Genomic DNA, 13,289 nt, shown 5'->3' on the forward strand with positions numbered 1-13,289 from the left:
AAGTTGGTATTCACTTCGTGCACGACCGAGATTTGGGTTTATTGTGCGGAACGATCCCGTGCGACTCTAGAAGCGCCCCGCAGAGTGTGCGCCAGCCCCGAATGTGCGCTGCCGATGGGTCAAACGGCAGTCTATCGTCGCTCAAGTAAAAACTTCTTTATGTTCGGCGAAGCACATAAAGATGAGCCACCTGAGTCTGCGGATTGGTAGAAGCACCAAATTTTTGCATTATTGCCGCCCCCAACGAACCCCAATCCCCAACGCTGCCTTTCTGCCGTATCCAGAATACTTAATCTTCAACCAATCGCGCGACCGACCTCTTTGATATGGTGCATCGAGTCGTTTGGCGAGCATCAGACGAAGTCACCGGGCACCCGTTCGATGGGCGCGATAATGTCGGGGAAGGACGCGGCAAACGAATTGCCCTGCCGGGAGATCAACTCGACGCGATCACCGCACTTGCGAACGACACGGGCCAGCTCGTCTATGCGAGCGGTGTCGGCGGGGCTGGCGAATGGGTGTTCGAGCATGCAGCGTTGCACCTGATTGCAGGAACGTCGGGAGGGCAGAGGGGAATGATCCCTGCTTAGCCGCAGCGTGATACCAGTACAGCGCTTGGTCCAAGTCTTCGTCGACGCCTTTGCCGGTGCGATACGCCTCCGCCACCGCAAACTGCGAGTCGACATCGCCCCGCTTTGGCCGGACTGCTCCCGGTAGCCGAGTCGCTGCAACAGCGCGCGCAGCTTTTCAGCCTGCCCGTGAATGTCGCCGATGATGTCGTAGTTCATCGTTTCCCCGTGCGTGTTCTTTCTGTTGCGGCCACATCGACCCATTCACATATAGCAAATCCGCAACGCGGCGTCCATCTCGCGAATACCCGCGCCCTTGCAATTGATTGCAATCGCCAGAGCCACATCGGGAAATCAGCGCTCGCGGCAGCGCACCTTGTTCTCATTTTTGCGACGTTTTCGGCGCTCGCGTCCTTGATGCGGATGAACACCGCTCTCACCCGCCCGCAGCAACAAAAGCCGGGACTGCCAGAGCGTCGAAGTCGACCGGTTTGGTACGCCGCTTTCGCTCAGGAGCGTTACAGGATTGAAACCGTTTGTGCCGACATGGCGCTTTGGAAAAACCGCCCCCGCCCCTGCCTCAAATGCTCGCCTTGGGAAGTCAGGGGTGGCCTGTTATTTGCGTCGGCATGTTACAGACCATCAAGACACTGCATCGAGCAAATCCAATCCAGCAGCACAAGCAGTAAACAGGCAATACGCGAACCGGGGGAAACCATGTCCATACACGCCGACCGCCGTCATGGCGACTCAGCAATCCGTTTCTTATCGCCGCGTTCGACCACAGACGCAACAAACCCGTTCGATGACGCTCTGGATGAGCGCGTCACCAGGTCGGCAACGCGTCATTCGCATTTCCGGCAGGACGGGAAACGAACATACGTGCCGCGTCCTCAACATGATCCTTGCCACTTAGTCCTTCGCGTCACGCGTGACGATTGAAAGGCTGCAACCGCGAGCGCTATCAGCGCGGCGTGATCGCGGTCGACATTGGCGAGGATGATGTGGTGCGCTCGGGGTATCAGGATAGTGCTGTGCAGGGTGCGTTATTTCGAGCGCGCGCGCCTCGCCGGCAGCGAATGAACGGTTGGTTTCTATCCTGCAATCAATTGCAACGGGGGAAACGATGGAATTCTTACTTGGCTTTGTAGTTGGGGGATCCTTTGGCGCGTGTCTCGGTGTGCTGGTCGCAGCAATGCTTCGAGCTTGCAAGGACGACGCCCCGGAGACACGGTTCACGGCGCCGGACGGAGCAGCGCTGCGCGGAGCAGCAGAATCGCCAGATGAGAGCCGGATCCTGTGAGGACGTGCATCTGATTGCGAGGCGCGCCATTTGCGCAGGCACCGCGCAGACCGTTAAGTTGCCGCTCCGAGCAAATTCAAAACAGCAGCACGGGTAGCAGAGAAACGATACGCGAACCGGGGAAGACTTGTCCAGACACACACTCCGACCGCCGTCCAGGCGGCTCAGCAATCCGTTTCTATCGTCGCGTTCGACCATAAGCGCAACGAACCCGCTCGTGCCGCGCGAACCATGATCCGTAGGCGGTTGGTGCACAGACAACAAAACGCCGCCATGAAAACAAAATTGGGGGACGTGATGAAACGATCTGTAGCCGTTGGATTACTGGCTGGACTGCTCGCGGGGTGTAGTACGCAAATGCAACAACAAGCGCAGCAGGACAGGGAAACCTTCGAGCAGTGCAGACGGGCGCACCCGGACACGTGGGGCGACAACTGCAACGCGGAATTGAACGTTTATTACACGTCGGCGAACGCCGCCCAAGCTGAGTCGGCCAATAACGCACAGAAAGCGAATGCGTTCGGCGCAGCCGTGCTGGGCACCGGCCTCGCTGTACTGGGCGCCGCCGCTGCAGCACAGGAGTCGCGCCAGTACTGCTGGTACGACCGCTGGGGTCGCGAGTGGTGCCGCTATTACTGAGCACGACTTGGCAATCAATTGCACACACTGGGGAATGACATGAGCTATGACCCAATTGCGTCCCAGCGCGTGGAAGCTAACCGCGGTGCCAAGATAGTGCTCTATCTGGTGGCCAGATGCCTGGGCTTCGCCGTGCTGATGGGCCATCGGCCGGATGCGAATCAGGCAGACACAGGTCGTGTTGCCATTTGAGGGAACGGCAGATGAACTTGCTAAACGTCGTCGGCACGGTGATTTTTCTGGGCATTGTGGCGCTGTCACTGTTAGCCGTGCTGGATGTATTGTCCTTGCGCCCAAGGGCAAAACATACCCGCAAACCCAGCCACACGTCGGCCGGAAAACGTCGAGGCAACATGCGCGCGAATACTCATATGGTACGCGAAGGAGCCTTCTCAGGCGAAAAGGCCGATCGCCAGTCTTAAGTGATCACGAGAAATTGACTTGAAATCTGGTGCGGTACGGGCGGCCTTGCGCCAGCCTTGTAGTCGTGCACTTTGATTGCAAAGACCGCAGGGCGTCGCGTGCCCTCGTTGCCGATCGCCAGCCTTCCAAAACGAACCCATTTCCATCCGACACGTCACTCTATGTCGCGATCGCGCCGCTGTCGTCGAGCGTCTTGAGGCGCCATTCCTGTGCATCCCGCAGCGCCCGAATTGCTCGGTACAGTTCACCGTCCAACGCAGTCTGGTACTTGCAGAGTAGCTCATGATTGATCGGCGCCGACTGGCGGGAGCGCACGAAGTCTGCCACCTCGGCGATAGCAGTGCGTCGACGCACGTGCTCCATCTCGAAGCAGCAGGAATCGACTGTCTTGTTGACCCAGCCCAGCAGGTCCCGTTTGAGGGTCTGCACATACTCTGTCACGCTGACGTTGGCCTCGTCGGCTTCCTCGCGCAACGCCGCATACATTGTAGGGGCCACTTGCTCGAAATGCGTGATGTCATTGGCCTCAAGTACCTTCCGGTCGAGGTGGTGGTATTCGCGGACTATCATTTCGCAGTATTCGAGATATTCAGCGTCGAGCCCGTCGTCGTCAGGCGGTGGCTCAAGATCGCCGTCTTCGATCTGCTTGGGATACACAATGCCCATGGCGTTCTCGATTTGACGGCGATTGCTTTTCGCATCTAGACGACGGGCGAGTTCAATACCGGCCGTTTCCGCGCGGATCAGACGTTGCTGTCGCCACATCGTTACAGCGATGCGCTCGACGAGCACGAGTTCAAGGCTACCGCTCGGTCGCAACGACGCCTGCAATCCATCGAGCAGAAGCTGGAACTCTTCCGGGTTTTCGTCATCGAGAAACAGCCGCGCGCTCAGAACTCCATGCTTCAGGGCATTGCTACTCGCATTAGTTTTGCCTTGGGGTGTCAACGGTCCAGTGCTCTTCTGAGCGTTTTGCTGGTTGGCTGCCGCCTGCTTCGCCGTCGTCATCTGGTATCACCATTTCGGAGTTGTGCACTTGATTGCAAAGCTTCGCCGGTTCCTCATCGTTGCCTTCCGACCGTTGCGTACTGATCGGTTCGCTTACTAACACGGCTGGCCATTTGTTGATTGCGGGTCACTTCACCCTACCGGATGAAAAGCCTCTGAACAAGCCAGGTGACGGTAATGACGCTTGCAACTCTGCAGTGTCGCGTAACCGCGCTTTTGCAATCAAGTGCAACGCTGCCGGGACAGTCGAGGTGCGTTCGGTAGGAGACCGCGCATAAGCGCGCGTTCAGTGTCGCTCACGGGATGCCGGGTTAGAAGTTATACGGCAGTCCGCCCAAGTCCGGAAAAAAATGCCTGAACATTTTCAGCAAAATCGGCCAGGCATCGTGTGACTTCCATTGCGAGATGCAACGCGATGGCAAAGCCTCAACCATATGCTTTCGGGCGGGAAGGTTGAACCCGGCCAGCGTGCCTTCTTGCTCGATTTGCTCGTACAGTCCTTTTCCCTTGTAGACGAGGCAGAAATCCTCCAGCGCCTTAGGCGAGAGAATGAACACGGATCCGGTCAGCGGGTCTTTCAACTTGCCCTCCGCTAAATCTCGCAGAGTCATCGACTCGAGGATCAAGCGTGCCTCCACGCGCGTCAGGGCGTGAGGGATCGTTGTCTTAGTTGTATCGAGGAGGTGTTGCCGCTTGTCGTACACGGCGAGCGAAAACCTGTTGGTCCGCGTTCCGAGATAGATCGTCACAGAAGTCTTGCCCGCGTAGTTTTTACGGAAGATCTTTCGCGACGTGACCGGTATGACGCCGTGGATGTCGACGCCGATGAGGTCAATATACAGTTCAATCTTTTTAACGATAGCGTTTTGAAAGAGCCAATTGAGTGATTGATCAAAACAAGAGAACACGCATAGTTCAACCCAAAACCAGTCATCCGCGTTCAGTTTGCTCGGGTTAAACACCAGATGAACATAGGGGTGGCCGCCATATACGCCAACCACCAGAGTCAGAATGCGCTTCTTGTCTGCGTTGCGCAAACGAGCCACCCAGATCGCGCCGCTGCTTTTCTGATGATGCTTTATGCGCAGATCTGGGCCCTCTATGGCTTTCAGGCTGTCCCGGACACCGAGCATCATAGCGAAGCCTTGTTTGCAGTCAGCACATTTCGGTGAAAGCACGACCTTATCAATGCCGACGAATACGTCTTCTGATACTTGGAATTCCTTGATAAGCTCTTGATATAGCATGATTTCTTTAACCCACCTTGGTTCATTAAACCTCGGAGCCGCGCCGGACGACTGAGGCCGTCGTGCGAGCCAGAGCAGGGACGCGGGCCGGGTTCCTTCTTGACTAAGTCTTGAGCAAGGGACTGCATCCAATTGAACGTTGCAATTCGGTTGCAGCGGACTACTTGATTTGCAAGAACTCGCGTACGATTTCGGCACGCCAATACGGGCGTGGATCGTACCCACAAGGCTTGGGCACGCGGCCAATACGTAGTCGAGCGTAGAACGCACTCGCGCTCAGTTCACCCAACAGCATAAGGAAATGCGCGACGCGAATTCGTGCATCAGGAATGTCGAGCGAAGGTGGCGTTTTCGGTTTCTGGTGGCCGTTGACGCGCTTCTTCAACTTGGAAGTAGTCGCAACTGCGACAGATGCCGAGGTGGCGGTGGATTTGGAGAAGGTGACAGTCATCACGCATCCTCTACATGAGGCGCGCGCAAAGGCCGCGCCGGTCGGTTAATTCAACCGGCGATAACTCGCAATAGGGTGAGCAGCGCCGGAACCTTCGCGTTTGCCAAACGCACATCTAGCGAGGGCCGAAGGTTCCGTATGCGCTAACGGTCCGGACCGAACCGCCTTCTTGCATCCGGCGAGGATGACCAAGAGAAACACGGGCGTCGTGACCAAACTATCGGTGAGACATGTCAGCGAGCCAACATGTGAGATCACTATAAAATATCTTCGCGCAGGATGCAACCGCAGGGTCAACTAGCAGATGCGGACATCGGCAGCACAATGACGTTGTCGGTCGTCAATGCGCTCAACCTCTCGCCAAGCCGCGCCCATGCCTCGCGCTTTTCCGGGCCGTAGTCATGCCGCTGATACACCCGCGCCATCCGGTTCTGCTCGCGGTGGTTCAGGCAGGCTTCGATTACGGCGGGCTGCACGCCAACTGCTTGCATAAGGGTTGCCGCCGTACGCCGTAGGTCGTGCGGGGTCCACTTCTCATCGCCGAGCACGAGTGCGTTCGCGTGCTGGGTCGTACGTTTCGAATGCGCGGCGCGGTCATAAAACCGCAGTTGTCGGTCGCTGATCTGTTTCGTGATGGACTTCACGTCGATATGGTTGTCTCCCTTCGATGAAGGCATGAGCCATACCTTGTTGCTTGATAGTTCCATCAATGCCCGCATATTCATCAGCGCGAAAGGCGACAGGTGGATCACGTGTGTGTCGTCGTTCTTCGCGTTCGAGGCCGGGATGCGCCACGTCGCGGCGCTCAGGTCGATATCGGCTTTACGGGCTTTGATGAGTTCGCCGACTCGCGCATTGGTTGCCAGTAGCGCCATGACGGCGTGCTGCGTGCTATCGAGTAGATCGGCGGCTTTGAGCGCAGCGGGGAGGGCACGCAGTTCCTTATCGGACAGTGTACGTTCCCGTTCTTCATTTGGACCCCCGACATGCTTTTTCTCGATGCCGCTCGTGGGGTCAACGGCGACGATCTCGCGCACGAGCGCGTAACCGAGCATTTGCCGTAGTTCGGCCAGCAGTCGATTCGCCAGTCTCGGCGCACCACGCGCTTTCACGGCGTCGAGGATTTTCATCAAGTCAGCGCGCCTGATGTCGTCGGCATAGCGCTCGCCGATGGCGGGCAGCACGTCCTTTTCGAGTCCGCGTATGGTTTCCTTGCCGCCGTCCTTGCGCCCCCCGAGGTCGGACACTGCCCACTGTGCGAATAGCGCGCGTACCGTCAGTCGAGCGTCTTGTTTTGCTTGCTCAGCCTTGCGCGTGGCTTCTGCGGCTTCACGTTCGCGCTTGTCAGCTTCGCGCTGCTCGATTGGGTCGAGACCCTGGCGAACAAGGTCGCGGGCCTTGTTGCGCGCTTCTCGAATTTCCGTTAGCGGCGTGGCGGGCCACGTACCGCATGCAATTTCGCGCCGTTTGGTGCCCACGCGGTATTGATACCAAAAACTCGCGCTCACGCCGTCACCGGCTTTGCGCACCTTGCCCCATAGCCCGTCTCCGTCACGAAGCACCTTGCCGATGTCCGCTGGTTTGAGCGCCTGCAACTGCTTGACGGTAAGCTTCGCCATGTTCTTTGACCCCGACGTTGACCCCGACAAAAATCGGAGTTACAACAGGATGAATTAGGTATGAGACCGGATGCGCAATACCATTATAGCCTTACGTGGAGGGGTTTTTGGGGCAATGAGCAGGATGCTTCGAGATGCGATGGGACGATGGAATACCTTTATGGGGTGCAGGTGGTCGGAGGTTCAAATCCTCTCGCCCCGACCAAAGAAATCAAGGCCTTACAAGCAATGCTTGTAAGGCCTTTTTCGTTTTGGGGCGGATTTTGCCCCGCTGGCACACCGTGTACAGGTGATTGTCAGTGTGCAGAGACGAGTGCGATTATCCGTGGTTGGCTCGTGAGCGCTGGCTGCCTTTGGCTCGAGACTTCGACGAAGTATCGTCAGGCCCTTCAAGGCTCGGTAGTACCAATTCCTCCATCAATGCCAGTGTCCGCAGACAAAACTCATTGCCAGCAGCTCGTTCCGCGTCTGAAAAGTGTGCAATCGCAGGCGCGATCGACGACTCTTTCGCAAGCTTGACTATCGCCTTATCAACGATGTCCAGGCCTTTCTTGGTCAGATGGACGATGAATCCGCCGCCGTGACTTGGGTCAGGCTGACGTTCCACCATGCCGAGGCTCGCGAGACGGTCGATCTTTTTGGTAATTGCGCCCGAGGTAACGAGTAGCGCTCGATACAAGTCTGTCGGGCGCTTTGCGTATGGGTGACCGCTGCGGCGTAGTGCCAGCAGCACACGCATGTCCGACCCGCTAATACCCCATAGGCTCTGGCACATTTTGTCGAACGCCTGTTCTACGAGCGTGCCGAGTCGCATGAAATAGATCGCGAGAAGGAAGTTGGAGAGATCGAGTTCGCTGTGTTCACGTTGCCACTGCAGCGTGATGAACTCAATGAGGCTGCTACCAGGAAGATTCGATTTCCTGGCGGGCACTGACTGCTCCACTACCGCATTCTTGCGGGTTCGGGTAGACGCGGGTCGCTTTGCGGCGGCGATGCTCATCTCGATGACTTCCCTGGAAGTATGTTCACTCCCGGCCAATTGTAGTGGGACCGGCTCAATACGGCCGTGCACAATTGTACGTAGAATTTCCGACGACGCGTCAAAGATCAGGAGCGTCGCTATACCGCTTGCACCGCGTTGCGCAAGGTGTCGGCTATCTGGCCGGCGAGGAACGGCGAGAGCTTCCAGGTTGTGGGCGTCACACCGTGATCCAGTGCATACGTGCGAAATTGTCGGCATACCGCGTCGAAGCTGTCGCGACTACCCATCAGCCATCCCCCGCCGTGAAAGGCCATCGTGACCCCTATGGCGCCTTTCGGACGGCAGATGCGTACGGGGATTCCGGCGTCGAGACCCGGAATGACGAGATCGAAAACCTTGTCGATACGGGGGGCCGGCGCCCGTGCGGCAGTGCGTGCGGAGATGCCTGCGCGCGCCTCCTCGGGGCTCACCTCTGCCATGCTCGGTTTCGTTGCGGCATTTGCAGCGATAGCTCGAAGCGACGGGTGGATGTGGTCTTGAGCGGAAGAAGACATCGTCGATTTCAGGGAGTCGGGGTCGTTGAGGGAGCGAACGTAATGGGGGGAATGGCGGCAAGGACGCTGAGGCCGCCATCGACAGTGATGATTTCACCCGCCATATGGGCGCTCAGGTCGGAGGCAAGGAATAACAGGTGGCCGGCGATTTCTGCCGGCGTGGCGGCCCGTCCAATCGGAATCGCGTGACCGACTTTCGTCCACGTCGCTTCGTCCAGGCGCTGATTCAGTCGCGGCGTGCGGACGAACCCCGGAGATACCGCATTGATGCGCACTTTGTGGGGGGCATACTCGGCACCCGCGCAGCGCACGAGGTGATGCAATGCCGCCTTCGAGGCCGCGTAGGCAACCTCGTTCGGCACAGCGCGATCGCCGGCGAGCGAGCCGACAAACGCAAAGGTGCCGCCACCATCGGCCTTCATCATTTCGCCGCCAATCTGAATCGCGAGGTAAGCATGGCGCACGACAATATCGAATTGCTGGTCCCACGACGCATCGTCGACGGCAGCTAGCGGCTTGACTCCCGCAACACCGATGATGTCGACGACGCCATGGATGCGGCCGAAGTGCTGGCGCGCGGTGTCGAACACGCGCTGCATGTCGTCGCGAGATGTTGCGTCCGCCACGCACGGTATCCCGGCCACGGCGTCTGCAATGTTCCGGGCGAGCGCCTCGTCGCGGTCGACGCAGAGCACGCGAGCACCCGCCTGCGCGAGTGCGTGAACGGTTTGCTCGCCGATGCCCTGGCCAGCGCCAAGCACCACAAAACCGCGGCCGTCGAGTCGTAACAAGGACAAGTAGTCCGGAACATCGTTATGGGTGTTGTGGGTCACGGGAGTAGCCTCCTCAGGCTGTCACTGCCTGGCGATGTGCTGGCAGCAGGTCTTGCCAGGCTGTACCGTCTTCGAGTTGCCGGTCGCAGGCGCTCACGCCCCGGAGGTCAAGGCCGAGCGCTGGCGGTTGCCGGTTCTCCATCACGCGCTTGATCGAATCCAGGAGCACACGGCGCACGCGCACGACAGCCTGGTCGGCGGGCACCAGGTGCTCGCGCGATCGATCGTAAAGGGGGCCCTGAGACAGCCCGATCGTTGCGTCCTCCACCTCGACGCCGCGCAATCCGGTCCAGTTTTCCTTCATCAGCTCGCGGTTCTGGCCGAACGTGTCCATCCAGCTGGCCGTGAACGTGCAATTCTTGCGGTCATAGTACTTGGGGTCGTTCAACCCGAGCAACTCGATGATCTTATCTTCAGTCACCGGGGCGTCGCCGTGGACGACGATGTAGGTGCTTGTGTGCGTGTCATCTTCGGGGACCTCGAGGACGGTGAACTGAAACGCCGGGGCAGGGATGATGCGGCCGTACGGGACGATAAATGGGACCACGCGTGCGTTGCGGACTCTCGGGTCCTCGGTCTTGCGCAGAGCGACATAGTGGAAACCGAAGGCCGTATCTTCGATTTTCAGAGCCGGTTCCAGGTCATTGGATGCAAGCGCAGCGGGATTGACTACGTCAGGGTTGGGTGTGAATTCGTCGTCTTTCCAGCCGGGGCGCGCCATGTTGGTGTGCAGTACGCCGACATGAGAACTATCCTCTCCGCCTTCGACCAACTGCAGATAGTTGCAGGCGACGTTGATGCGCAGCACGACGCGATTGTTCGGTGCAGAGTCCATGAAGGCGTAGCGCGAAAACGCCGGAAGCAACTCGAGCGGGCCGACGTAAGCCCAGACGATGCCGCCTTCCTCGCGCGCTGGAAAGGCCGGTGCCTTCATTCGTGTCGCGTACTTCGGATCGGCGTGGTTCGGCGTTTCCAATACGGCACCGGAAACGCTGAATTTCCAGCCGTGATAGAGGCACCGGATGCCGCCTTCTTCGACCCGTCCAAGTGCGAGCGACGCGCCGCGATGCATGCACAGCTCTTCCAGAAAGCCTACCTTGCCCTCGGTGTCCCGGAATGCGACATAGTTCTCGCCGAGCAGACGGACACGGAGTGGCGGGCAGTCCGGATGCGGCAACTGGGCTGAGGTGCACACTGGGTGCCAGAAACGTCGCATCAAGGTGCCCCCCGGCGTACCCGGACCCACACGGCAGAGAATCTCGTTGTCTTCGTGGCTCAACATATAAAGCTCCTTTCCTGACTTTCGTTATTGGCTGCGCTCTGCACGTGCAGCATGGGTCGACACGATCCGATGGTGCGGAACCAGGGTGCGCCAGTCCTCGTCGATGCCGATCTCACCCGACACGCCAATGGCGCTGCCGGCGTCCGCTCGCAGCGCGGCTATCTCCTGCTGGTCACGAGCCGCCCGGGCATATGCCAGCAAGCAGCGCTGAAGACGACTGATCGCGAGGTCGGCAGTGGATAGCATCTCCTGCGATCGGTCGCGAATCGCGCCGCTCGACACGCTGCATGCGGCGTCTTCCTGCGTGATGCCGTCAAAACCGGTGAAATGACCGTTCCGCTGCTGCCCGCGGTCCTGGCGGTAGCCATTGGCAACGGACATTGCCGCCGAAGAGTCACAGGTGTCGGCCGTCATCCCGTACTTGCGCAGCGTCGGCTCATCCAGGCCCACGAACGTGAGTTGCTCACTGCGCAACGGCTCTTCGCCAACGAGCTTTTCGGCATCCCACCACACGTGATACAGGTTGCAGCGCTCGTCGCTCACCGGCACGATCGCAAGCCAGACATCCCCGTTCGCGTTAGCGATGAAGCAGGGAGCGATGAACGACGTTACTCGAGCGATACGCTTGTCGCCGGTTTGGCGGATGGCCACATAGTGGAAGCCGAAGTCCGTCTCGTCTGCTTCGATCTTGGGGGCCGCGTCGAACTGCATGTGCGAAGTCTTCTTCGCATAGTCGAGATTGGAGTCGTTAGTCCTGGCCAGTGCGGAACTATGAAGGACGGTCAAATGCGATGAATCGACAAGACCTTCGATCACCTGAACAAAATTGGCGTTGACAACTGCGCAGGCATTGATACGGTTCGAGTCTGGCTGGTCCATAAAGGCCCAGTGCGGGAAGGGCGGCTCTTTACCCTTTGGACCCAGATAACCCCAGACGATGCCACCCACCTCCTGCACTGGGTAGGTTCGACCCTTGATGCGCTCCTTGAATTTCGGGTCCTCGACGTTTGGGGTCTCGAGGACAGTCCCATCCACCGCAAACTTCCAGCCGTGATAGATGCAGCGCAGCCCATCGCCCTCCGCGCGGGCCAATTGCATTGAAGCACCCCGGTGCAGGCAACCCTCTGCATAGAGACCGGGCCGACCCTGCTGGTCGCGCCACACGACAAACCGCTCACCCAGCAGGTCAATTGTCTGCGGTTCGCCATTCGCCTGCGGCATGTCCGACGACTGGATCACGGGCAACCAGAAACGGCGCATTGCATCGCCCATGGCCGTACCTGTGCCAGTACGGCACATTAGTTCGTTATCTTGCTTGGTCAACATGTTGATCCCTCGCTACGATGTTTGGCAGTGGGTGACCGGCCGGCTCAGAGATCGAGCACCAGCCGGGAAGTTTTCGCGCGCGAGCAGCACGGCATGAAGCTGTCGTTACGTGCCCGCTCTTCGTCCGTCAGATAAAGGTCTCGATGGTCGGGTACGCCGGCCAGCACCTTCGTCATGCAGGTGCCACAGACACCCTGCTCGCAGGACAGCGGCAGGTTGAACCCGGCGTCGAGCAAAGCGTGCGCGGCACTTTGATCCGCGTGAACCTCGATGACCCGGCCACTGCTGCCGATCTCGATTTCGAACCGTTCGTCATCCGAAGAATCGACTGACGCTGCCGCGAAATATTCGCGGTGCAGGTGCCCCTCGTCCCAACCGAGTTCGCGCGCAGTCTGCAGGATGTGGTCCATGAAGCCGGTGGGTCCACACACGTACAGATGCTTGTCGGGTGATGGCGAACCGATCGCGGAGCGGGCATCGAGTTGCTGGCCAGGGGCGCCGTCGTCGACGTGCACGTGCACGCGCGACTCGTCGTCAAATTGCGCTTGTTGCAGGCGGTCGACGAAAGCCATGCGCGACAACGTGCGCCCGCAATAGTGCATCTCGAATGTGCGGTGCTCGCGCGCCAGTTGCTGTGCCATGCAGAGGATTGGCGTGATGCCGATGCCGCCCGCGAACAGAATCGAACGGTCTTTTTGACCGTTGTGCAGGGTAAAGTGGTTGCGCGGGGCGCTGATCGTGAGCGTGTCTCCCGCATGCACGTCCTCGAGAAGTTTCACCGAGCCGCCGCGTGATTGAGGGTCACGCAGCACGCCGATCCGGTAGCACGGGTATTCGCCCGGCAAGTCATACAAGGAGTACTGACGCACGGGACCCTGAGGCACGTGCAGGTCGATGTGCGAACCTGCTTCGAAGGCGGGCAGTTCACCATCCGACAACGGCGAGAGCTCGTAGCCGGCAATGTCGTCCGCCAGCCAAATCTTGGCGGAGACTTTGACTTGCAGCAAGGTGTTCATTGGGATCGATTTATCTTCCATGGGGATGTAGGCATAA

Annotated in this window: 13 protein-coding genes; 2 read left to right on the forward strand and 11 right to left on the reverse strand. The window is 58.9% G+C overall.

Translation table 11 applies throughout. The features are described 5' to 3' along the window. Window positions 1-353 precede the first annotated feature (353 nt). Window positions 354-788: a hypothetical protein gene (locus GNZ13_RS54620; protein WP_328807205.1), complete on the reverse strand. Its 435-nt coding sequence runs from the start codon at window positions 786-788 to the stop codon at window positions 354-356. A 1,381-nt stretch (window positions 789-2,169) separates the two neighbouring features. Here GNZ13_RS54620 and GNZ13_RS09855 point away from each other — a divergent pair. Both GNZ13_RS09855 and GNZ13_RS09860 read left to right on the forward strand, forming a co-directional pair. Continuing rightward, a complete protein-coding gene (locus GNZ13_RS09855) occupies window positions 2,170-2,511 on the forward strand; it encodes a hypothetical protein (RefSeq protein ID WP_172162888.1) in 342 nt (113 codons plus the stop codon). Between the two features lie 203 nt (window positions 2,512-2,714). Beyond that, window positions 2,715-2,933: a hypothetical protein gene (locus GNZ13_RS09860; protein WP_172162891.1), complete on the forward strand. Its 219-nt coding sequence runs from the start codon at window positions 2,715-2,717 to the stop codon at window positions 2,931-2,933. A 160-nt stretch (window positions 2,934-3,093) separates the two neighbouring features. On the opposite strand, the gene GNZ13_RS09865 is transcribed toward GNZ13_RS09860, so the two are convergent. The 10 genes from GNZ13_RS09865 to GNZ13_RS09910 form a co-directional block, all read right to left on the reverse strand. Continuing rightward, on the reverse strand, window positions 3,094-3,942 hold the full coding sequence (locus GNZ13_RS09865) for a hypothetical protein (protein WP_172162894.1): 849 nt from the start codon (window positions 3,940-3,942) through the stop codon (window positions 3,094-3,096). A gap of 311 nt (window positions 3,943-4,253) precedes the next feature. Beyond that, entirely contained in the window at window positions 4,254-5,189 is a 936-nt protein-coding gene (locus tag GNZ13_RS09870) for a hypothetical protein (protein ID WP_172162896.1), read from the reverse strand. A 160-nt stretch (window positions 5,190-5,349) separates the two neighbouring features. Continuing rightward, window positions 5,350-5,640 carry a hypothetical protein gene (locus tag GNZ13_RS09875; RefSeq protein ID WP_172162899.1) on the reverse strand — a complete coding sequence of 97 codons (291 nt, stop codon included), beginning with the start codon at window positions 5,638-5,640 and terminating at the stop codon, window positions 5,350-5,352. 293 nt (window positions 5,641-5,933) lie between these two features. Continuing rightward, the gene (locus GNZ13_RS09880) at window positions 5,934-7,259 is read right to left on the reverse strand and encodes a tyrosine-type recombinase/integrase (RefSeq protein ID WP_172162902.1); all 1,326 of its coding nucleotides are present in this window, start codon (window positions 7,257-7,259) and stop codon (window positions 5,934-5,936) included. A gap of 319 nt (window positions 7,260-7,578) precedes the next feature. Next, on the reverse strand, window positions 7,579-8,259 hold the full coding sequence (locus GNZ13_RS09885) for a MarR family winged helix-turn-helix transcriptional regulator (RefSeq protein ID WP_172162905.1): 681 nt from the start codon (window positions 8,257-8,259) through the stop codon (window positions 7,579-7,581). Between the two features lie 119 nt (window positions 8,260-8,378). Continuing rightward, window positions 8,379-8,720, reverse strand: coding sequence for an alpha/beta hydrolase family protein (locus GNZ13_RS09890; protein ID WP_216674780.1), 342 nt, complete (start codon window positions 8,718-8,720; stop codon window positions 8,379-8,381). Between the two features lie 83 nt (window positions 8,721-8,803). Continuing rightward, a complete protein-coding gene (locus GNZ13_RS09895) occupies window positions 8,804-9,628 on the reverse strand; it encodes an SDR family NAD(P)-dependent oxidoreductase (RefSeq protein ID WP_172162908.1) in 825 nt (274 codons plus the stop codon). A 13-nt stretch (window positions 9,629-9,641) separates the two neighbouring features. Continuing rightward, complete coding sequence (locus GNZ13_RS09900) at window positions 9,642-10,910, reverse strand: Rieske 2Fe-2S domain-containing protein (protein ID WP_172162911.1); 1,269 nt, start codon at window positions 10,908-10,910, stop codon at window positions 9,642-9,644. Window positions 10,911-10,934: 24 nt separating this feature from the next. Next, window positions 10,935-12,236 (reverse strand): Rieske 2Fe-2S domain-containing protein, encoded by a 1,302-nt coding sequence (locus GNZ13_RS09905; RefSeq protein WP_172162914.1) that lies wholly within the window; start codon window positions 12,234-12,236, stop codon window positions 10,935-10,937. A 44-nt stretch (window positions 12,237-12,280) separates the two neighbouring features. Beyond that, a complete protein-coding gene (locus tag GNZ13_RS09910; protein WP_216674781.1) occupies window positions 12,281-13,252 on the reverse strand; it encodes a PDR/VanB family oxidoreductase in 972 nt (323 codons plus the stop codon). Window positions 13,253-13,289 lie beyond the last annotated feature (37 nt).

It is taken from the genome of Paraburkholderia elongata, assembly GCF_013177735.1.
Lineage (GTDB): Bacteria > Pseudomonadota > Gammaproteobacteria > Burkholderiales > Burkholderiaceae > Paraburkholderia > Paraburkholderia elongata.

Excerpts from the sequence above, each read along its gene's own strand:
- GNZ13_RS54620 (WP_328807205.1), bottom strand. The coding sequence starts at position 788 with ATGAACTACGACATCATCGGCGACATTCACGGGCAGGCTGAAAAGCTG.
- GNZ13_RS09855 (WP_172162888.1), top strand. The coding sequence starts at position 2,170 with ATGAAACGATCTGTAGCCGTTGGATTACTGGCTGGACTGCTCGCGGGG.
- GNZ13_RS09860 (WP_172162891.1), top strand. The coding sequence starts at position 2,715 with ATGAACTTGCTAAACGTCGTCGGCACGGTGATTTTTCTGGGCATTGTG.
- GNZ13_RS09865 (WP_172162894.1), bottom strand. The coding sequence starts at position 3,942 with ATGACGACGGCGAAGCAGGCGGCAGCCAACCAGCAAAACGCTCAGAAG.
- GNZ13_RS09870 (WP_172162896.1), bottom strand. The coding sequence starts at position 5,189 with ATGCTATATCAAGAGCTTATCAAGGAATTCCAAGTATCAGAAGACGTA.
- GNZ13_RS09875 (WP_172162899.1), bottom strand. The coding sequence starts at position 5,640 with ATGACTGTCACCTTCTCCAAATCCACCGCCACCTCGGCATCTGTCGCA.
- GNZ13_RS09880 (WP_172162902.1), bottom strand. The coding sequence starts at position 7,259 with ATGGCGAAGCTTACCGTCAAGCAGTTGCAGGCGCTCAAACCAGCGGAC.
- GNZ13_RS09885 (WP_172162905.1), bottom strand. The coding sequence starts at position 8,259 with ATGAGCATCGCCGCCGCAAAGCGACCCGCGTCTACCCGAACCCGCAAG.
- GNZ13_RS09890 (WP_216674780.1), bottom strand. The coding sequence starts at position 8,720 with ATGGCAGAGGTGAGCCCCGAGGAGGCGCGCGCAGGCATCTCCGCACGC.
- GNZ13_RS09900 (WP_172162911.1), bottom strand. The coding sequence starts at position 10,910 with ATGTTGAGCCACGAAGACAACGAGATTCTCTGCCGTGTGGGTCCGGGT.
- GNZ13_RS09905 (WP_172162914.1), bottom strand. The coding sequence starts at position 12,236 with ATGTTGACCAAGCAAGATAACGAACTAATGTGCCGTACTGGCACAGGT.
- GNZ13_RS09910 (WP_216674781.1), bottom strand. The coding sequence starts at position 13,252 with ATGAACACCTTGCTGCAAGTCAAAGTCTCCGCCAAGATTTGGCTGGCG.